This window comes from Denitrificimonas caeni, from assembly GCF_027498055.1.
In the GTDB taxonomy this organism is placed as follows: Bacteria; Pseudomonadota; Gammaproteobacteria; order Pseudomonadales; family Pseudomonadaceae; genus Denitrificimonas.
Genome location: NZ_CP114976.1, coordinates 150,017 through 170,000, shown reverse-complemented (window position 1 = coordinate 170,000; position 19,984 = coordinate 150,017). Strand labels below are relative to the sequence as shown.

Below are 19,984 nucleotides of genomic sequence, written 5' to 3'. Positions count from 1 at the left end.
GGGAAACAGGTTAATATTCCTGTACTTCTAACTATTGCGATGGAGAGACGGAGAAGGCTAGGCCATCAGGGCGTTGGTTGTCCCTGTTTAAGGTGGTAGGCAGAGATCTTAGGTAAATCCGGGATCTTATTAATGCCGAGAACTGATGACGAGCGTTCTTTAGAATGCGAAGTGGTTGATGCCATGCTTCCAAGAAAATCTTCTAAGCTTCAGATAGTTAGGAACCGTACCCCAAACCGACACAGGTGGTTGGGTAGAGAATACCAAGGCGCTTGAGAGAACTCTGGTGAAGGAACTAGGCAAAATGGCACCGTAACTTCGGGAGAAGGTGCGCTGGTGAGGGTGAAGTATTTACTACGTAAGCCTTTGCTAGTCGAAGATACCAGGCCGCTGCGACTGTTTATTAAAAACACAGGACTCTGCAAACACGAAAGTGGACGTATAGGGTCTGACGCCTGCCCGGTGCTGGAAGGTTAATTGATGGGGTTAGCGTAAGCGAAGCTCTTGATCGAAGCCCCAGTAAACGGCGGCCGTAACTATAACGGTCCTAAGGTAGCGAAATTCCTTGTCGGGTAAGTTCCGACCTGCACGAATGGCGTAACGATGGCGGCGCTGTCTCCACCAGAGACTCAGTGAAATTGAAATCGCTGTGAAGATGCAGTGTATCCGCGGCAAGACGGAAAGACCCCGTGAACCTTTACTATAGCTTTGCACTGGACTTTGAAGTTGTTTGTGTAGGATAGGTGGGAGGCTTTGAAACTGTGACGCTAGTTGCAGTGGAGCCAACCTTGAAATACCACCCTGGCAACTTTGAGGTTCTAACTCAGGTCCGTTATCCGGATCGAGGACAGTGTATGGTGGGTAGTTTGACTGGGGCGGTCTCCTCCTAAAGAGTAACGGAGGAGTACGAAGGTGCGCTCAGGCCGGTCGGAAATCGGTCGTAGAGTATAAAGGCAAAAGCGCGCTTAACTGCGAGACCAACAAGTCGAGCAGGTACGAAAGTAGGTCTTAGTGATCCGGTGGTTCTGTATGGAAGGGCCATCGCTCAACGGATAAAAGGTACTCCGGGGATAACAGGCTGATACCGCCCAAGAGTTCATATCGACGGCGGTGTTTGGCACCTCGATGTCGGCTCATCACATCCTGGGGCTGAAGCCGGTCCCAAGGGTATGGCTGTTCGCCATTTAAAGTGGTACGCGAGCTGGGTTTAGAACGTCGTGAGACAGTTCGGTCCCTATCTGTCGTGGACGTTTGAGATTTGAGAGGGGCTGCTCCTAGTACGAGAGGACCGGAGTGGACGAACCTCTGGTGTTCCGGTTGTCACGCCAGTGGCATTGCCGGGTAGCTATGTTCGGAAGGGATAACCGCTGAAAGCATCTAAGCGGGAAGCCTGCCTCAAGATGAGATCTCACTAGAGCTTTAAGCTCTCTAAAGGGCCCTTGAAGACTACAAGGTTGATAGGTTGGGTGTGTAAGTGCTGTGAGGCATTGAGCTAACCAATACTAATTGCCCGTGAGGCTTGACCATATAACACCCAAACAATTTGGGAAGACGAATTGTGATCCGAAAGTTCGCAAAACGCACAAATTATGCTACTATCACAAACCTAATTCGAGGTAACGAAGCACTCTAAGTGCTACGCGACTTCAAAAAGAATTGCTTGACGAACATAGAGCATTGGAACCACCTGATCCCATCCCGAACTCAGAAGTGAAACGATGCATCGCCGATGGTAGTGTGGGGTCTCCCCATGTGAGAGTAGGTCACTGTCAAGCGCAAAATAGAAAAGGCCACCCTGTATTGGGTGGCCTTTTTTTTGGCTTATCCGAAATGAGCTTCAGTCACTGTATAACGGGCGCGAAGCCCCATGTGACAACTTTGTCTGGAACAAAGTTGGACAGGCTTTAGCCTGCCCGCAGGGAGAGTGCCAGGAAGGCATGAATCAGAGTAGGTCACTGTCAAGCTTGAACACAAAACCCCAGGTCAGCAATGGTCTGGGGTTTTTTTATGCCTAAAGAAAATTGGCCTTATTCCAATAAAGCGTGATGCACTTAGCAAAATTTACAGCTGCAGTATAAAAGCTGTTCCTATCTGGCCTGTTTTGAGATCCTGGTCACGCAACCTTACGTCTAGATCAGCAATTATGCAGTTGTAGTCATGGATGGCAGTTGAAATATGATTTCAAAAGCAAAAGGATTTGCTATTTTATTTCTTTTCTATATCTCGGGAGCTGTTGCGCAAGTGCAACTGCCGATTGATAGAGAATTGTCACAAGAACGTCAAGAACGTTTACTCCAAGAACAGCAGCGTCGTTTACAAGAGCTGCAAGCCCTTCCGGAGCGAGAGCTCAGTGCACCCAGCGTAACAGCAGATAGACAGTGCTGATTGCTTGCAGGTCGATAACATTGAGCTCCAAGGTGCGCACAGTTTGTCCGTGCGGCAGAGAGTCCTGCTACTGTAGCAAGATTCCGAGTTGTCTTTTATTTGGCAAAGTAATGATAGATGTAGTCTGATTAAATAAGAGCTTGGCGTAAAGTGCCGGCTCTTAGCTATCTACAGGTCGTTTGAATAAGCCTAGCTAGGTTTATTCAAGATTTCGCGCTGGCTAATCTCTTGTGACCGTCAAAATCCTTCCTGCTATAAGAGCTTAATCAGATCGGTTGACGCAGGCTATTTTTGCAGTGCTAGGCAATAAATTAGCGGGTAAAATTATGCGTTGCTACGGTGTTTTGCTATTTACAGTGAGGCTTGGAAGTAAAGCTATCGGTGAGTGCTGGTTGGTTTATATCTTATCTGATGGATAACCCGAACATTAGTCGAGACTGTGTGTTTAAATTAAAACATAATAGTGGATATAAATAAGTAGGCGTTAGATATTATGTTTGATTTGTTGGCATTGTTAGCTGACGGTGGCTTTCACTCTGGTAGCAGCTTAGGCGATAAATTAAATATTAGCCGTGCAGCTATTTGGAAGCGGATTCAGCGAATTATTACTGAGCTTGATATTGCCGTGCAAAGTGTACCCGGCAAAGGCTATCGCTTAGAGCAGCCATTGCAGTTAATAAGTAAGGACTTTATTCAGGCTTCATTTCCAAGCTTGCCAGTGTTTGTCTATGGCTCAATTGGTTCAACTAACGACCAGGCAAAAGAGTTGCTATCTAAACAGGCTGCTCCACTGGCTGTATTTGCAGAGCACCAAACAGTTGGGAAGGGCCGTAGAGGTCGTGAGTGGGTGAGCCCATTTGCTAAAAATATTTATTTGTCTTTTGTGTGGCCTGTAACTCGGGGGCTTAATCAAATCGATGGATTGAGCTTGGTTGTTGGCCTTGCAGTGCTAAAAGCTATAAAGCGTACCAGTGGGATTGAGGCAGAGTTAAAGTGGCCGAATGACATACTGATTAACGGCCGTAAAGTTGCTGGTGTATTGCTAGAGTTGGTTGGTGATCCTGTCGAACTTTGCCATGTCATAATAGGTATTGGCATTAATATCAATATGTTTGATTCATTAACAGATATTGATCAGGAGTGGACGTCCTTAGCTAAGGAGCTTGGCAAAACATTTGATCGAGAGGCCGTAGCAAAGGTGCTACTGGAGGAGTTGGATAGCTATCTGTATCGTCAGAAAATCTATGGTTTTGCCAGTATGCGAGCTGAATGGCTCTCTGTGCATGCTTGGCAGGGGCGTAATGTTGTGCTGAGGACTGGCAATGATGAGGTGCACGGTAAAGTTGTAGGGGTTGGTGAGAAAGGAGAATTGCGCTTATCGGTAGAAGGTAAGGAGCAGAGTTTTTTAGGCGGCGAGATCAGTCTTAGGTTGCAAAATGATACTTGAAGTTGATTTTGGTAATACGCGGCTTAAGTGGCGAATATTGGACTCGGTGACTTTGGCCTGTATCGATCGCGGCGCGGTTTTACAAATTCTTGGGTTGTTACCAGCCTTGCACGCTAAGGGGTATTACAGATTTGTCTTTTGTCGTGTCTGTTCAGTGCGTGGTTGTGCTGATAATGCGCAATTGAGTGCTGTAATAAAGGACGGGTTTGGTTTAAATACTGTGTATGCGCGGTCATTTAAGCAGTTGGCTGGTGTTATCAGTGGTTATATGCAGCCTGAAAAACTGGGTGTTGATCGCTGGCTGGCTATTGTTGCTAGCTACCAACAAACAAAAGGTGCGAGTGTTGTCATCGATTGTGGTACGGCTATTACTGTGGACTTTGTTACGCAGAGTGGTCGGCACTTAGGTGGGAATATTGCGCCTGGATTACAATTGTTAAGTTCAATGCTCAAAACTGGCACGCAGTTAATGAGAGATATTACTGAGCCTAAAGCTGTGGATAATCAGCAGGTTGGAGTCTCTACTGAGACTGCCGTAGCAGAAGGTGTACGCTCCATGTTTGTAGGTTTTATTAGAGAACAGTTGAATGTCGCTCGGGCGAGGCTCGGAGATTCATTTTCTGTGATCTGTACAGGTGGTGATAGCGCGCTGGTTCGCTCTTTTTTTGATGATGCTATTGTTGATGAGGATTTGGTTTTTATCGGGTTGGCGATTGCCTGTCCTTATCGCGAAGAGGAAATGAAATAATGCGTTGGTTATTTTTAGGTTTGGTAATAATTAATGCGCTTTATTTTGTGTGGGCTCAGCAAGATTTTGATGGTGCTGCTGAGTTGGCGCCGGCATTAAATAATACCAGCCAGTTTGAGTTGGATCAGGTCAAGCTGCTGGGCGAGAGTGTAGGTGATACTAGGCGGCAGTCGACAGTAAATAAGTCGAGCGCGCAAATGGAGATTATGTTGCTTGGGGGTTTTAGTGATGAAAAAACTGCAGAGAAGCTTCAGCAAAGGCTTTTAAGTTTAGATATTAATTCGCAATTAACTACTCTAGATAGTCAGGTGGATGTTGAGTACTGGGTGTATCTTGAGCCCTTGGCATCTAGGCAGGCATCTGTGCGGCAGCTGAAAGAGTTGCAGGCACGCAAAATAGACGGTTACTTGATTACGCAGGGTGATTTGGTCAACGGCATTTCACTGGGTATGTTTTCCCGTGAAGATTCTGCGCAGGGTGTTGCAGAGCGATTAAGTGCGGCTGGTTATGCACCTTTGATCAGGGCTGTGGAAAGATCGCAACGCTTGTATTGGGTTGCGATTGATAACTCTGCTCGGCGTTTGATTGATCAGAATATTCTTCAGCTGCTAATGCAGGATTTCTCTGATTTAAAGCATTTGCTTATTCCAAGTGACAAAATCGGCAAGTAAATAGCTAAATAAGTAAGATGTTGTAAAGAAAGTGTTAAACAGGCTTGACACTAGGCGGGTATTGGGTCATTATATCGCCTCGCTAACGGAGGGGTTCCCGAGTGGTTAAAGGGATCAGACTGTAAATCTGACGCGCGAGCTTCGAAGGTTCGAATCCTTCTCCCTCCACCAAATTTTTAGCAAATGCAATGCGGGTATAGTTTAGTGGTAAAACCTCAGCCTTCCAAGCTGATGATGTGGGTTCGATTCCCGCTACCCGCTCCAGTTTGCCTTTGCAGTGATTTGCTCATGTAGCTCAGTTGGTAGAGCACACCCTTGGTAAGGGTGAGGTCAGCGGTTCGACTCCGCTCATGAGCTCCATAGTGATAATAAAGGCAGATATGTATATATCTGCCTTTCTTGTATGTGCTTATAAAAATAAGTGCGCTTAATCAGAGGGTGGTAGCAATGGCTAAGGAAAAATTTGAACGTAATAAACCGCACCTGAACGTTGGTACTATTGGTCACGTTGACCATGGTAAAACCACACTGACAGCTGCACTGACCCGTGTTTGCGCCGAAGTATGGGGCGGCGAGGGTGCATCGAAAGGTTACGACCAAATCGATAATGCACCTGAAGAAAAAGCACGTGGTATCACCATTAACACGTCACACGTAGAGTACGATTCACCGACTCGTCACTACGCGCACGTTGACTGCCCAGGTCACGCTGACTACGTTAAAAACATGATTACTGGTGCTGCTCAGATGGACGGCGCTATTCTTGTTTGTTCAGCAGCTGACGGCCCTATGCCGCAGACTCGTGAGCACATCTTGCTGTCACGTCAGGTTGGTGTTCCGTACATCGTTGTATTCCTGAACAAAGCAGACATGGTTGATGACGAAGAGCTGTTAGAGCTTGTTGAAATGGAAGTGCGTGACCTGCTCAGCACTTACGATTTCCCAGGTGACGACACGCCAATCATCATTGGTTCAGCGCTGATGGCGTTGGAAGGTCGTGATGATAATGGTCACGGTACAACTGCAGTTAAAACTCTGGTAGAGACTTTAGACTCTTACATCCCAGAGCCAGTGCGTGCAATTGACTTGCCATTCTTGCTGCCAATTGAAGACGTATTCTCCATCTCAGGTCGCGGTACTGTTGTTACAGGTCGTGTTGAGCGTGGAATCGTTAAAGTTGGTGAAGAAGTAGAAATCATTGGTATCCGTGATACCGTGAAGACTACCTGTACTGGTGTTGAAATGTTCCGCAAGCTGCTTGACGAAGGTCGTGCAGGTGAGAACGTTGGTGTTCTGTTGCGTGGTACTAAGCGTGAAGATATCGAGCGTGGTCAAGTATTGGCCAAGCCTGGTTCAATCAAGCCGCACACACGTTTCGAAGCTGAAGTGTACGTATTGTCTAAAGAAGAAGGTGGACGTCACACTCCATTCTTCAAAGGCTACCGTCCACAGTTCTACTTCCGTACAACTGACGTAACTGGCAGCTGTGAATTACCGGAAGGTATCGAAATGGTAATGCCGGGTGATAACGTTAAATTAGACGTTACCCTGATTGCACCAATCGCCATGGAAGATGGTCTGCGTTTCGCGATTCGCGAAGGCGGTCGTACCGTTGGTGCTGGTGTTGTTGCAAAGATTATTGCATAAAGCTTGATCTTATTGTTCTAGGTCGGCATAATAGCCGGCCTAGCAATGTTCTAGGCCAGTAGCTCAATTGGCAGAGCAACGGTCTCCAAAACCGTAGGTTGGGGGTTCGATTCCCTCCTGGCCTGCCAGCTTTAATAATTAGCTGGCAATCCAATTTAGGATTCATTAGTAATGAAATCAAAAGCTGAATCCAAAGTAAGTCGTTTCGATTCTGTGAAGTGGTTGATTGTCATAGCGCTGGTTGCAGTTGGCGTTGTTGGTAATCAGTATTTTGCTAATGAATCAATTTTATACCGTGTATTAGGCCTGGTTGTATTGGCTGCAATTGCTTTTTTTGTTGCTGTGCAAACAGCAAAAGGCCAAGCATTTCTTACTCTGGCTAAAGAGTCACGCGCAGAGATTCGTAAAGTTGTATGGCCAAATAGACAAGAGACAACACAAACGACTTTAATTGTTGTGGTGGTTGTTTTGGTAATGGCGCTCTTGCTTTGGGGGCTTGATACGCTCCTTGGGTGGCTTGTCTCATTGATTGTAGGTTAAAGGTGCTCTGTGGCTAAGCGTTGGTATGTCGTGCACGCCTATTCAGGCTATGAAAAGCAAGTTATGCGTCATCTGAATGAGCGCATTAAGTTCGCTGGTATGGAAGAAGAGTTTGGTGATGTTCTCGTTCCAACTGAAGAAGTTGTAGAGATGAGAAATGGCCAGAAGCGTAAAAGCGAGCGAAAATTCTTTCCAGGTTATGTCTTAGTTCAGGTTGAAATGAGTGAGGCAGCTTGGCACTTAATTAAAGATACGCCGCGAGTGTTAGGCTTCATCGGCGGGACTGCAGATAAGCCTGCGCCAATTACCGAAAAAGAAGCTGATGCGATATTGCGTCGTGTAGAGGATAGTGGTGATAAGCCGCGTCCAAGAACACTGTTTGAGCCAGGTGAGACTGTCCGTGTTAATGACGGTCCATTTGCTGACTTCAATGGCGTTGTTGAAGAAGTGAACTATGAAAAAAGCCGCATTCAAGTTGCTGTGCTTATTTTTGGTCGCTCAACACCGGTAGAGTTGGAGTTTAGTCAGGTTGAGAAAATCTGAGTAAAGAGATTACGGATGCCACCCTGCAACTTTCTGTTGCGGGGTTTTTTTGTCAAAGGATTGTCAGTTAAATTGTCGGGAAGCCTTAAGGCGTTATACCCATATCGGAGCGAATCATGGCTAAAAAGATTCAAGCTTATATCAAGCTGCAAGTTAAAGCAGGACAGGCGAACCCTTCGCCACCAGTAGGTCCAGCACTAGGTCAACATGGTGTTAATATCATGGAGTTTTGTAAGGCGTTTAACGCAAAAACCCAAGGTGTTGAACCAGGCTTGCCAACACCTGTAATTATTACAGTGTACAGCGACCGTAGCTTTACTTTTGAAACAAAAAGTACACCAGCGTCCTACTTGCTGAAAAAAGCAGCAGGTGTGGCTAATGGTTCTGCGCGTCCGAACACTGATAAAGTTGGCACGGTTACCCGTGAGCAACTTGAAGAAATTGCAAAGACTAAAGAAGCTGATTTGACTGCAGCTGAACTAGAAGCTGCTGTACGTACTATCGCTGGATCAGCACGCAGCATGGGCTTGAATGTGGAGGGCGTAAAATGAAGCTTTCAAAACGCAAACAAGCAATTGCCGCTAAGGTTGAGCACGGTAAGCAGTACGGATTTGAAGAGGCAGCAAGCTTATTAAGTGAGTTGTCCACTATTAAGTTCAAAGAGTCAGTTGATATCGCAATTAACCTTGGTGTTGATCCGCGTAAATCTGACCAAGTTGTGCGTGGCGCAACCGTTATGCCAAACGGTACAGGTAAAACTGTACGTGTAGCTGTATTTGCTCAGGGTCCAGCGGCTGAAGCAGCCTTGGCAGCCGGTGCAGATAAAGTTGGTATGGACGATTTAGCTGCTGAAATGAAAGGCGGTGACTTGAACTATGACGTAGTTATTGCTTCTCCAGATGCAATGCGCGTTGTTGGTCAGCTCGGTCAAGTTTTAGGTCCACGTGGTCTAATGCCTAACCCTAAAGTTGGAACCGTTACCCCTGATGTAGCTACTGCAGTTAACAATGCTAAAGCTGGTCAGGCGCGTTTCCGTACTGATAAGAACGGTATTATTCATGCTGCGATCGGACAAATTGATTTTGAGCCAGCTAAGCTTAAGCAGAACGCAGAAGCATTGATTGCTGAACTGCAGCGTTTAAAGCCGGCGGCATCAAAAGGTATCTATATTAAGCGCGTTACGCTAAGCAGCACTATGGGTCCTGGTCTGATCATTGATCAGTCAAGCCTACAAGCGTAATTATTGCTTTACTATTTTGGGGTCCCTGCTTAGCGGGGGCCGTCAAAGACCGTAGGTGGTGTAAGCCTTAAGAGGTGTGTGATAAACATGCCAGCCTACGTAGATGGTGCTCCCGATTCATTTATGGATCAGACACCAAATAAACGCTCAGTAAGTTGAGTGAATTGAAATAAGCAGGAGTAAAACCCGTGGCAATTAGACTCGAAGACAAGAAAGCTATAGTCGCTGAAGTCAACGAGGCTGCCCAAGCTGCCCTTTCCGCTGTTGTGGCTGATGCCCGTGGCGTGACAGTAGGCGCTATGACCGGACTCCGTAAAGAGGCTCGTGAAGCAGGTGTGTATGTACGTGTTGTGCGTAATACCTTGCTGCGTCGCGCTGTTGCAGGAACTCAGTATGAGATCCTCAATGACGTGTTCACAGGCCCGACCTTGATTGCATTCTCTAACGAACATCCGGGCGCAGCCGCTCGTATCTTCAAAGAGTTTACCAAAGGTCAGGATAAGTTTGAGATCAAAGCAGCCGCTTTTGAAGGTAACTTGATTGCAGCCAACCAAATCGACGTATTGGCAACTTTGCCAACATTCGACGAGGCGGTATCTCAGTTGATGAGCGTGATGCAAGGCGCGACCAGCAAGCTGGCACGTACTTTGGCAGCCGTTCGCGATCAGAAAGAAGCAGAAGCTGCTTAAGCTCTGGTTCTTTACACAAAATTTTGATTTTGGTGGCTTAGCTAAGTCATCACCAATATAGGAAGCATAGAGTCATGGCTCTTACTAACGAAGATATCCTTAACGCCGTTTCAGAAATGTCAGTAATGCAAATTGTTGAGCTGATCACTGCAATGGAAGAGAAGTTTGGCGTAACTGCAGCAGCAGCTGCTGGCCCTGCTGCTGGCCCTGCTGCAGCAGCGGCTGAAGAGCAAACTGAATTCACCATTATGCTGTTAGAAGCTGGCGAGAAAAAAGTTGGCGTAATTAAAGCAGTTCGTGAAATCACAGGCTTAGGTCTGAAAGAAGCGAAAGCAGTTGTTGATGGCGCGCCAGGCGTTGTTAAAGAAGATGTATCGAAAGATGAAGCTGAAGCAGCCGTTAAAACGCTGGAAGAAGCAGGTGCTAAAGTCGAGCTTAAATAAGATCGATGTTGCATAACAGCCTGTGCAAAGGGCTGATGGCTGGTGGCTAATGTCACCGGCCTTTTTCTGTTATAGCTCTTCTGAGTGGATGCTTAAGCAGAACTCATGAGCAAACTGAAAAATAAATGTTTGCACGATTTACTGGATATTTCCGCCGGAAGTATCCAACAGGCAGGTTACCAAGCTGGGGAACGCTGATGGCTTACTCATATACTGAGAAAAAACGTATCCGCAAGGACTTTAGCAAGCTGCAGGATGTTATGGATGTGCCGTATTTGCTGGCAATCCAATTAGATTCTTACCGTGAATTTCTGCAGACTGGCGTGAGCAAGGAGCAGTTCCGTGATATTGGCCTGCACGCAGCCTTTAAATCGGTATTTCCGATTATCAGTTACTCAGGCAACGCAGCGCTTGAGTACGTAGGGTATCGCCTCGGCGAGCCCGCTTTTGATGTCAAAGAATGTTCTTTACGTGGCGTAACCTACGCGGTTCCGTTGCGCGTAAAAGTACGCTTAATTATTTTTGATCGTGAATCATCAAGTAAAGCGATTAAAGATATTAAAGAACAAGAAGTCTACATGGGTGAAATTCCTCTGATGACTGAAAACGGTACTTTTGTAATTAATGGTACCGAGCGCGTTATTGTTTCGCAGTTGCACCGCTCTCCTGGGGTGTTCTTTGACCACGACCGTGGCAAAACGCACAGCTCAGGCAAGCTGCTTTATTCTGCACGTATTATTCCTTACCGTGGATCATGGCTCGATTTTGAGTTCGACCCGAAAGACTGCGTGTTCGTGCGTATTGACCGCCGCCGTAAACTACCTGCATCGGTATTGTTACGCGCGCTGGGTTATACCACGGAAGAGATCCTTGCCGCTTTCTACGCGACTAACGTGTTCCACGTATCTGCGGATGAAGTCAGCCTTGAGTTGGTACCGCAACGTTTACGTGGTGAGATTGCCACCTTCGACATTAAAGACGATAAAGACAAAGTTATCGTTGAAGAAGGGCGCCGTATTACCTCAAGACATATTAACCAGTTAGAAAAAGCTGGCATCACTAAATTAATTGTTCCTAATGAGTACATCATTGGGGTTACCACTGCTAAACCGATCGTGCACCCTGCAACTGGTGAGATCTTAGTTGAGTGCAATACTGAGCTGACTGCGGAAATGCTGCAGACTGTCGTAGATGCGCAAGTGGTACAAATTGAAGCCTTGTACACCAACGATATTGACTGTGGTCCATTTATTTCAGATACCCTGAAAATTGATGGCACCACCAATCAGCTCGAAGCGCTGGTGGAAATCTATCGTATGATGCGTCCTGGCGAGCCGCCAACTAAAGACGCCGCAGAGAACCTGTTTAAAAACTTATTCTTTACTTCTGAGCGTTATGACTTGTCAGCTGTTGGTCGGATGAAGTTTAACCGCCGTATTGGTCGCACAGAAATTTTGGGTGAAGGCGTACTCAGCAAAGAAGATATTGTTGATGTGCTGAAAACCATCGTTGCGATTCGTAACGGTCACGGCATTGTCGATGATATTGACCACCTCGGTAACCGTCGTGTGCGTTGCGTTGGTGAAATGGCTGAAAACCAGTTCCGTGTTGGTTTAGTTCGTGTTGAGCGTGCGGTTAAAGAGCGCTTATCCATGGCTGAAAGCGAAGGTTTGATGCCCCAAGACTTGATTAACGCTAAGCCCGTAGCTGCCGCTGTTAAAGAGTTCTTTGGCTCTAGCCAGCTGTCGCAGTTTATGGACCAGAACAACCCGCTCTCTGAAGTGACGCATAAGCGTCGTGTCTCCGCGCTTGGACCAGGCGGCTTGACCCGTGAGCGTGCTGGTTTTGAAGTGCGTGACGTACACCCGACTCATTATGGTCGTGTTTGCCCGGTGGAAACACCAGAAGGCCCGAACATTGGTTTAATTAATTCGCTGGCCACTTATGCGCGTACCAATAGCTATGGCTTCCTTGAGACACCATACCGCATTGTCAATGAAGGCAAGGTCACTGATGAGATTGTATTCTTGTCAGCGATTGAAGAGGCTGATCACGTTGTCGCTCAGGCTTCAGCTTTGATGAACGAAAACAACGAGTTGATTGAAGAGCTGGTAACTGTTCGCCACGTCAACGAAACCACAGTTAAAGCACCCAATGAAGTAACGTTGATGGATGTGTCGCCGAAGCAGGTTGTTTCGGTTGCTGCGTCCTTGATTCCGTTCCTTGAGCATGATGATGCTAACCGTGCATTGATGGGCTCGAACATGCAGCGTCAAGCTGTACCAACCCTGCGTGCGGATAAGCCGCTAGTGGGTACTGGTATGGAGCGCAACGTTGCCCGTGACTCAGGCGTGTGTGAAGTTGCCCGTCGTGGTGGTGTGATTGAGTCGGTTGATGCCAGTCGTATTGTTGTACGCGCCAATGATGATGAAATTGAAGCAGGTGAGGCAGGTGTAGATATTTACAACCTGACTAAATATACCCGCTCTAACCAGAACACCTGTATTAACCAGCGTCCATTAGTGCGCAAAGGTGAGCGTGTTTCCCGTGGCGACATTATGGCTGATGGCCCATCCACCGACATGGGTGAGTTGGCGCTAGGTCAGAATATGCGCGTGGCATTTATGCCATGGAACGGTTACAACTTCGAAGACTCCATCTTGCTCTCAGAGCGAGTGGCCGAAGAAGACCGTTACACCACCATTCATATTCAGGAATTGACCTGTGTTTCCCGTGACACCAAGTTAGGCCCAGAAGAAATTACTTCGGATATTCCTAACGTGGGCGAAGCGGCACTGAACAAGCTGGATGAAGCCGGTATTGTCTATGTGGGTGCTGAAGTAGAGGCAGGTGATATTCTGGTCGGTAAAGTGACGCCAAAAGGCGAAACTCAGCTGACGCCAGAAGAGAAACTCTTGCGCGCTATTTTCGGTGAGAAAGCTTCTGACGTTAAAGATACTTCACTGCGCGTTCCTACTGGTACCAAAGGTACTATTATTGATGTGCAGGTCTTTACTCGTGATGGTGTTGAGCGTGATAGCCGTGCGTTATCGATTGAGAAGTCGCAACTTGACGAAATCCGCAAAGATCTCAACGAAGAGTTCCGCATCGTTGAAGGTGCAACCTTTGAGCGTTTACGTGCCCACTTGGTGGGTGCTAAAGCAGAAGGCGGTGCTGGCGTTAAGAAAGGCACTGAGCTGACGGATGCAATTCTTGATGGCATCGAGCACGGTCAATGGTTCAAATTACGCATGGCAGAAGATGCGCTCAATGAGCAGCTGGAAAAAGCACAAGCATATCTGTCGGACCGTCGCAAACTGTTGGATGAAAAGTTTGAAGACAAAAAACGTAAGCTGCAGCAGGGCGATGACTTAGCGCCTGGCGTACAGAAGATCGTTAAAGTTTACTTGGCAATCAAGCGTCGCATTCAGCCTGGGGATAAAATGGCTGGACGTCACGGTAACAAAGGTGTGGTATCGGTTATTATGCCTGTCGAAGACATGCCGCATGATGCTGATGGTGTGCCGGTTGATATCGTTTTGAACCCGCTTGGTGTTCCGTCGCGAATGAACGTCGGCCAAATTCTTGAAACCCACTTAGGCTTAGCTGCCAAAGGCTTGGGTGAAAAGATCAACCTGATGCTAGAAGAGCAACGCAAAGTCACTGAACTGCGCGAGTTTTTACATAAGATTTATAACGAGATTGGTGGTGCTGATGAAGACCGCGTTGATCTTGATAGTCTCAATGATGAAGAAATTCTCGAGCTGGCAAATAACTTGCGTGGCGGTGTGCCGATGGCTACCCCTGTGTTTGACGGTGCTGAAGAACCAGAAATTAAAGCAATGCTTAAGCTTGCTGATCTACCAGAAAGTGGCCAGATGACACTGTATGACGGCCGTACCGGTAACGCATTTGATCGTCCTGTGACGGTTGGTTACATGTATATCCTGAAGTTGAACCACTTGGTTGACGACAAGATGCATGCGCGTTCTACGGGTTCATACAGTCTTGTTACTCAGCAGCCTCTAGGCGGTAAAGCACAGTTCGGTGGACAGCGCTTTGGTGAGATGGAGGTGTGGGCGCTGGAAGCATATGGTGCTGCATATACTCTGCAAGAAATGTTGACCGTGAAATCGGATGACGTGAACGGCCGGACTAAAATGTATAAAAACATTGTAGACGGAGATCACCGTATGGAGCCTGGCATGCCAGAGTCCTTCAACGTATTGATCAAAGAGATTCGTTCGCTCGGTATCGATATCGAACTGGAAACCGTTTAACACGCGTGCGTATTAGGAGCGGTGTAGAGATACCCGCTCCCCGCTCCGTCAGGAGGAAAGGCCTTGAAAGATTTACTCAATTTGTTAAAAAACCAGAGTCAGGTTGAAGAGTTTGATGCGATTAAAATATCGCTCGCCTCTCCGGAAATGATTCGTTCATGGTCCTTTGGTGAAGTTAAAAAGCCAGAGACCATTAACTACCGCACATTTAAACCAGAGCGTGACGGTTTATTCTGTGCCAAGATTTTTGGTCCGGTCAAAGACTATGAGTGCTTATGCGGTAAGTACAAGCGTCTCAAGCACCGTGGTGTGATTTGTGAAAAGTGCGGCGTTGAAGTTGCGCTGTCTAAAGTACGTCGTGAGCGTATGGCCCACATTGACTTGGCATCGCCTTGTGCACATATTTGGTTCTTGAAATCACTGCCAAGCCGTATTGGTTTGCTGCTGGATATGACCCTGCGCGATATTGAGCGCGTGTTGTATTTTGAAAGCTATGTGGTGATCAACCCAGGTATGACCACCCTGGAAAAAGGCCAGTTGCTCAACGATGAGCAGTATTTTGAAGCCTTAGAAGAGTTTGGTGACGACTTTGATGCCCGTATGGGTGCTGAAGCAGTCCGCGAATTGCTGATGGAAATTGATTTAGAGTTTGAGATCAATTCCTTGCGTGAAGAGATTCCGCAAACCAACTCAGAAACTAAAATTAAAAAACTGTCTAAGCGTTTAAAGTTGATGGAAGCCTTCCACGGCTCAGGCAACAAGCCTGAGTGGATGGTATTAAGCGTACTGCCAGTATTACCACCAGATTTACGTCCGTTGGTACCGCTGGATGGTGGCCGCTTTGCTACCTCTGACCTAAACGACTTATACCGCCGTGTAATCAACCGTAACAACCGCTTGCGTCGCCTGTTGGATTTATCTGCGCCTGATATTATCGTGCGCAACGAAAAGCGCATGCTGCAAGAGTCGGTTGATGCGCTGTTAGATAACGGCCGTCGTGGCCGTGCGATTACCGGTAGCAATAAGCGCCCATTGAAATCTTTGGCCGATATGATCAAAGGTAAGCAAGGTCGTTTCCGTCAGAACTTGCTTGGTAAGCGTGTTGACTACTCTGGTCGTTCAGTGATCGTGGTAGGTCCAACCCTGCGTCTACACCAGTGTGGCCTGCCAAAGAAAATGGCGCTGGAATTATTTAAGCCGTTCATTTTCGGTAAGCTTGAGCAGCGTGGTTTAGCGACCACCATCAAAGCGGCCAAGAAAATGGTTGAGCGCGAGTTGCCAGAAGTTTGGGACGTGTTAGCCGATGTGATTCGCGAACACCCGGTATTGTTGAACCGTGCACCAACCTTGCACCGTTTAGGTATCCAGGCGTTTGAGCCAGTCCTGATTGAAGGTAAGGCGATCCAATTGCACCCGTTAGTTTGTGCAGCGTATAACGCTGACTTTGACGGTGACCAAATGGCGGTACACGTACCCCTGACGATTGAAGCACAGCTTGAGTCCCGTGCTTTGATGATGTCAACCAACAACATTTTGTCGCCTGCCAACGGTGAGCCAATCATTGTACCGTCACAAGACGTTGTTCTTGGTTTGTACTATATGACCCGTGAGGCGGTTAACGCCAAAGGTGAAGGTCGCATTTTTGCTGACTTGCAAGAAGTTGACCGTGTTTACCGTTCTGGTGAAGCAGACTTGCACGCTAAAGTTAAGGTGAGAATCACCGAAACAATTAACAGTGCAGACGGTACTTCTACGCACAACACGAGCATTGTCGACACTACTGTTGGCCGCGCCTTGTTGTTCCAGATTGTGCCTGTTGGTTTGCCTTATTCGCTGGTTAACCAGCCGATGAAGAAAAAAGCTATTTCTAACTTGATCAACCAGTGCTACCGCGTAGTTGGCTTGAAAGAGACGGTGATTTTTGCTGACCAGTTGATGTATAGCGGTTTTGCTTTCTCAACAATTTCCGGTGTTTCCATCGGTGTGAATGACTTTGTAATTCCAGATGAAAAGACGCAAATCATTGATACAGCGATTGAAGAAGTTAAAGAGATTGAAAAGCAGTACGCCTCAGGTCTGGTAACTCAGGGTGAGAAATACAACAAAGTGATCGACTTGTGGTCAAAAGCTAACGATGAAGTATCGAAAGCGATGATGACTAACCTGTCTACCGAGTCCGTAGTGGACCGTGACGGCAATACCGTGAGCCAAGAGTCGTTCAACTCCATGTACATGATGGCTGACTCAGGAGCGCGAGGCTCGGCAGCGCAGATTCGTCAGTTGGCGGGTATGCGTGGTCTGATGGCTAAGCCGGATGGTTCGATTATCGAAACACCGATTACCGCAAACTTCCGTGAAGGTCTAAACGTACTGCAGTACTTTATTTCGACTCACGGTGCGCGTAAAGGTCTGGCGGATACCGCGTTGAAAACTGCTAACTCCGGTTATCTAACCCGTCGTCTAGTTGACGTTGCGCAAGACTTGGTTGTGACTGAGGTTGACTGTGGTACTGATGAAGGTCTAGTAATGACGCCACACATTGAGGGTGGTGACGTTGTAGATCCGCTTGGTGATCGCGTGCTAGGTCGTGTGATTGCACAAGACGTATTGAAGCCAGGCAGCGACGAAGTTCTGATCCCAATTGATACATTGGTGGATGAGCGCTGGGTTGAGTTTATTGAAAACAACAGTATTGATGAGGTCGTGGTTCGCTCACCAATTACCTGTGAAACCCGTCATGGTATTTGCGCTAAGTGCTATGGTCGTGACTTGGCCCGTGGCCATGAGGTTAACCAGGGTGAAGCAGTTGGTGTTATTGCTGCTCAATCCATTGGTGAGCCTGGTACACAGTTGACGATGCGTACGTTCCACATTGGTGGTGCGGCGAGTCGTACGTCAGCCGCTGACAGCGTACAAGTTAAAAACGGCGGTTCAGTTCGCTTAATTAACTTGAAGCACGTGAGCCGTGCCGATGGCAATATTGTTGCTGTGTCGCGCTCTGGTGAGCTAGCCATTGCTGATGAGTTTGGTCGTGAGCGCGAGCGTTATAAGCTCCCTTATGGTGCGGTAATCTCGGTGAATGAAGGTGATGTCGTTGCTGCCGGTGCGATTGTGGCTAAGTGGGATCCGCACACTCACCCAATTGTTACTGAAACCACAGGTGTGGTGCAGTTCGTTGGTATGGAAGCTGGTATTACTATTAAGCGCCAAACTGATGAGCTAACAGGTTTGAGCAATATTGAAGTTATCGACCCGCAGGAGCGTCCTGCTGCTGGTAAAGATATTCGCCCAGCCATTAAATTGGTTGACGATAATGGTGAAGACCTGTTCTTGCCAGGTACCGATGTTGTTGCCCAGTACTTCTTGCCGCCCCATGCTTTAGTCAACCTAAGTGATGGTGCGCGCATTAATATTGGTGATGTTGTTGCGCGTATTCCGCAAGAGACATCAAAAACTCGAGACATTACTGGTGGTCTACCACGGGTTGCTGACTTGTTTGAAGCGCGCCGTCCGAAAGAAGCATCGATTCTTGCTGAAGTCAGCGGAACGATTTCCTTCGGTAAAGAGACTAAAGGTAAGCGTCGCTTGGTGATTACACCAACTGACGGTAGCGAGCCGTACGAAGAGCTGATTCACAAATGGCGTCACCTCAACGTGTTTGAGGGGGAGCAAGTTAATCGTGGTGAAGTTATTTCTGACGGACCAAGCAACCCGCATGATATCTTACGTCTGTTAGGTGTAAGTGCTTTGGCGCGTTACATCGTTACAGAGATTCAAGATGTTTACCGTTTGCAAGGTGTTAAAATCAACGATAAACACATTGAAACTATTCTGCGTCAAATGTTGCGTAAAGTTGAAATTACCGAGTCTGGCGATTCGTCGCTGATTAAAGGTGATCAGGCTGAATACAACAATGTGTTAGAAGAAAACGAAGCTTTAGTAAGTAAAGATCGTTTCCCAGCTAAGTTTGAGCGTGTCTTGTTAGGTATTACCAAGGCATCGTTGTCCACAGAGTCATTTATCTCTGCGGCATCGTTCCAGGAAACCACACGGGTTCTAACGGAAGCAGCGGTAACTGGTAAACGTGACTTCTTACGTGGGCTGAAAGAAAACGTAGTTGTTGGTCGATTAATTCCAGCAGGTACGGGATTGGCATACCACGCTGAACGTAAACGTAAGCGTGCAATTGAGTCGCCGCAAGGTGTTAGCGCCAGTGATGTTGAGGCAGCACTGAGTGAGGCACTCAATTTAAAACAGTAACAACACTAATCAATAATGCATCTGTATTAATGATTAGCCTTGACGGGGTACAAGACTCTCATTAGAATCTTGTACCCCTAAAATTGGCGGGATTTTGATGATCCCGTCATTTTGTTTATGTCGAAAGACAACAGTGGAGCTTGTAGATGGCAACTATTAACCAGCTGGTGCGTAAGTCGCGCAAGCGCATGGTCGAGAAAAGCGACGTGCCTGCGTTACAAAACTGCCCGCAACGTCGTGGAGTATGTACTCGTGTATATACCACTACGCCAAAAAAACCGAACTCAGCCTTACGTAAAGTATGCCGTGTTCGCCTAACTAATGGCTTTGAAGTCGCCTCGTACATTGGCGGTGAAGGTCATAACTTGCAAGAGCACAGTGTTGTGTTGATCCGTGGCGGTCGTGTAAAAGACTTGCCAGGTGTTCGTTACCACACAGTGCGCGGCGCTTTAGACACCTCAGGTGTTAAAGACCGTAAACAAGGTCGCTCCAAGTATGGTGCAAAGCGTCCTAAGTAATTTTTCTGTTATTTCGAGTCGATAAGAGTAAGGTCGGGCCTGTTTGATTGAGTCCCGAGCTAACCTGAAGACCGTTTGAGGGCTTATCAATGCCAAGACGTCGCGTAGTCGCAAAACGCGAGATTCTAGACGATCCAATTTATGGTAGTCAGATTCTTGCAAAATTCATGAACCACGTTATGGAGCACGGCAAAAAAGCTGTGGCCGAGCGTATTGTTTACGGTGCACTGGAAACAGTAAAAACCCGTAAAAATGTGGAACCTCTGGAAACTTTCGAGAAAGCACTCGACGCCATCGCTCCGCTGGTCGAAGTTAAATCCCGTCGTGTAGGTGGTGCTACCTACCAGGTTCCTGTTGAGGTGCGTCCATCACGCCGCAACGCCCTAGCCATGCGTTGGTTGGTTGATGCTGCGCGTAAGCGTGGTGAGAAATCAATGACCTTACGTTTAGCTGGCGAGCTAATGGATGCTGCTGAAGGTAAAGGTTCAGCGGTTAAAAAGCGTGAAGATGTTCACCGTATGGCAGAAGCTAACAAGGCTTTCTCGCATTACCGTTTTTAATTTAGCGAGGAAC

Annotated in this window: 15 protein-coding genes, 4 tRNA genes and 2 rRNA genes (1 of these 21 only partly in view); all 21 read left to right on the top strand. The window is 47.3% G+C overall.

The window, feature by feature from the left end; all coding sequences use genetic code 11:
- Positions 1 to 1,527 (top strand): 23S ribosomal RNA (locus O6P33_RS00895); it begins 1,366 nt to the left of the window's first position.
- A gap of 132 nt (positions 1,528 to 1,659) precedes the next feature.
- Positions 1,660 to 1,775: ribosomal RNA gene (rrf, locus tag O6P33_RS00890) — 5S ribosomal RNA — on the top strand.
- 400 nt (positions 1,776 to 2,175) lie between these two features.
- Positions 2,176 to 2,385, top strand: coding sequence for a hypothetical protein (locus tag O6P33_RS00885; RefSeq protein ID WP_269818379.1), 210 nt, complete (start codon positions 2,176 to 2,178; stop codon positions 2,383 to 2,385).
- A 493-nt stretch (positions 2,386 to 2,878) separates the two neighbouring features.
- Entirely contained in the window at positions 2,879 to 3,832 is a 954-nt protein-coding gene (gene birA, locus O6P33_RS00880; RefSeq protein WP_269818378.1) for a bifunctional biotin--[acetyl-CoA-carboxylase] ligase/biotin operon repressor BirA, read from the top strand.
- Positions 3,822 to 4,580, top strand: a complete 759-nt coding sequence (locus tag O6P33_RS00875; RefSeq protein ID WP_269818377.1) for a type III pantothenate kinase — start codon at positions 3,822 to 3,824, stop codon at positions 4,578 to 4,580. The genes birA and O6P33_RS00875 overlap by 11 nt, the downstream gene beginning before the upstream one ends.
- Complete coding sequence (locus tag O6P33_RS00870; RefSeq protein ID WP_269818376.1) at positions 4,580 to 5,251, top strand: SPOR domain-containing protein; 672 nt, start codon at positions 4,580 to 4,582, stop codon at positions 5,249 to 5,251. The genes O6P33_RS00875 and O6P33_RS00870 overlap by 1 nt, the downstream gene beginning before the upstream one ends.
- Before the next feature lie 87 nt (positions 5,252 to 5,338).
- Positions 5,339 to 5,422 (top strand) — tRNA-Tyr (locus O6P33_RS00865).
- A gap of 19 nt (positions 5,423 to 5,441) precedes the next feature.
- A tRNA-Gly gene (locus tag O6P33_RS00860) sits at positions 5,442 to 5,515 on the top strand.
- Positions 5,516 to 5,535: 20 nt separating this feature from the next.
- A tRNA-Thr gene (locus tag O6P33_RS00855) sits at positions 5,536 to 5,611 on the top strand.
- Between the two features lie 87 nt (positions 5,612 to 5,698).
- Positions 5,699 to 6,898 (top strand): elongation factor Tu, encoded by a 1,200-nt coding sequence (gene tuf, locus O6P33_RS00850; protein ID WP_269818364.1) that lies wholly within the window; start codon positions 5,699 to 5,701, stop codon positions 6,896 to 6,898.
- 52 nt (positions 6,899 to 6,950) lie between these two features.
- Positions 6,951 to 7,026 (top strand) — tRNA-Trp (locus O6P33_RS00845).
- Between the two features lie 43 nt (positions 7,027 to 7,069).
- A complete protein-coding gene (secE, locus tag O6P33_RS00840; protein ID WP_269818375.1) occupies positions 7,070 to 7,438 on the top strand; it encodes a preprotein translocase subunit SecE in 369 nt (122 codons plus the stop codon).
- A 9-nt stretch (positions 7,439 to 7,447) separates the two neighbouring features.
- Positions 7,448 to 7,981 (top strand): transcription termination/antitermination protein NusG, encoded by a 534-nt coding sequence (gene nusG, locus O6P33_RS00835; protein ID WP_269818374.1) that lies wholly within the window; start codon positions 7,448 to 7,450, stop codon positions 7,979 to 7,981.
- A 116-nt stretch (positions 7,982 to 8,097) separates the two neighbouring features.
- Positions 8,098 to 8,532, top strand: a complete 435-nt coding sequence (rplK, locus tag O6P33_RS00830; RefSeq protein ID WP_269818373.1) for a 50S ribosomal protein L11 — start codon at positions 8,098 to 8,100, stop codon at positions 8,530 to 8,532.
- Entirely contained in the window at positions 8,529 to 9,221 is a 693-nt protein-coding gene (gene rplA, locus O6P33_RS00825) for a 50S ribosomal protein L1 (RefSeq protein WP_269818372.1), read from the top strand. The genes rplK and rplA overlap by 4 nt, the downstream gene beginning before the upstream one ends.
- Before the next feature lie 188 nt (positions 9,222 to 9,409).
- A complete protein-coding gene (gene rplJ, locus O6P33_RS00820; RefSeq protein ID WP_269818371.1) occupies positions 9,410 to 9,910 on the top strand; it encodes a 50S ribosomal protein L10 in 501 nt (166 codons plus the stop codon).
- 74 nt (positions 9,911 to 9,984) lie between these two features.
- Positions 9,985 to 10,353 (top strand): 50S ribosomal protein L7/L12, encoded by a 369-nt coding sequence (gene rplL, locus O6P33_RS00815; RefSeq protein WP_269818370.1) that lies wholly within the window; start codon positions 9,985 to 9,987, stop codon positions 10,351 to 10,353.
- Positions 10,354 to 10,550: 197 nt separating this feature from the next.
- Positions 10,551 to 14,633 (top strand): DNA-directed RNA polymerase subunit beta, encoded by a 4,083-nt coding sequence (gene rpoB / locus O6P33_RS00810; protein WP_269818369.1) that lies wholly within the window; start codon positions 10,551 to 10,553, stop codon positions 14,631 to 14,633.
- Positions 14,634 to 14,696: 63 nt separating this feature from the next.
- Positions 14,697 to 18,893 carry a DNA-directed RNA polymerase subunit beta' gene (rpoC, locus tag O6P33_RS00805; RefSeq protein ID WP_269818368.1) on the top strand — a complete coding sequence of 1,399 codons (4,197 nt, stop codon included), beginning with the start codon at positions 14,697 to 14,699 and terminating at the stop codon, positions 18,891 to 18,893.
- A gap of 146 nt (positions 18,894 to 19,039) precedes the next feature.
- Positions 19,040 to 19,411, top strand: coding sequence for a 30S ribosomal protein S12 (rpsL, locus tag O6P33_RS00800; RefSeq protein WP_022967611.1), 372 nt, complete (start codon positions 19,040 to 19,042; stop codon positions 19,409 to 19,411).
- Positions 19,412 to 19,500: 89 nt separating this feature from the next.
- Positions 19,501 to 19,971 carry a 30S ribosomal protein S7 gene (gene rpsG, locus O6P33_RS00795; protein WP_269818366.1) on the top strand — a complete coding sequence of 157 codons (471 nt, stop codon included), beginning with the start codon at positions 19,501 to 19,503 and terminating at the stop codon, positions 19,969 to 19,971.
- Positions 19,972 to 19,984 lie beyond the last annotated feature (13 nt).

Bases quoted from the DNA above. Each gene is read 5' to 3' on its own strand.
- O6P33_RS00885 (WP_269818379.1), top strand. From the start codon at position 2,176: ATGATTTCAAAAGCAAAAGGATTTGCTATTTTATTTCTTTTCTATATC.
- birA (WP_269818378.1), top strand. From the start codon at position 2,879: ATGTTTGATTTGTTGGCATTGTTAGCTGACGGTGGCTTTCACTCTGGT.
- O6P33_RS00875 (WP_269818377.1), top strand. From the start codon at position 3,822: ATGATACTTGAAGTTGATTTTGGTAATACGCGGCTTAAGTGGCGAATA.
- O6P33_RS00870 (WP_269818376.1), top strand. From the start codon at position 4,580: ATGCGTTGGTTATTTTTAGGTTTGGTAATAATTAATGCGCTTTATTTT.
- tuf (WP_269818364.1), top strand. From the start codon at position 5,699: ATGGCTAAGGAAAAATTTGAACGTAATAAACCGCACCTGAACGTTGGT.
- secE (WP_269818375.1), top strand. From the start codon at position 7,070: ATGAAATCAAAAGCTGAATCCAAAGTAAGTCGTTTCGATTCTGTGAAG.
- rplK (WP_269818373.1), top strand. From the start codon at position 8,098: ATGGCTAAAAAGATTCAAGCTTATATCAAGCTGCAAGTTAAAGCAGGA.
- rplA (WP_269818372.1), top strand. From the start codon at position 8,529: ATGAAGCTTTCAAAACGCAAACAAGCAATTGCCGCTAAGGTTGAGCAC.
- rplL (WP_269818370.1), top strand. From the start codon at position 9,985: ATGGCTCTTACTAACGAAGATATCCTTAACGCCGTTTCAGAAATGTCA.
- rpoB (WP_269818369.1), top strand. From the start codon at position 10,551: ATGGCTTACTCATATACTGAGAAAAAACGTATCCGCAAGGACTTTAGC.
- rpsL (WP_022967611.1), top strand. From the start codon at position 19,040: ATGGCAACTATTAACCAGCTGGTGCGTAAGTCGCGCAAGCGCATGGTC.
- rpsG (WP_269818366.1), top strand. From the start codon at position 19,501: ATGCCAAGACGTCGCGTAGTCGCAAAACGCGAGATTCTAGACGATCCA.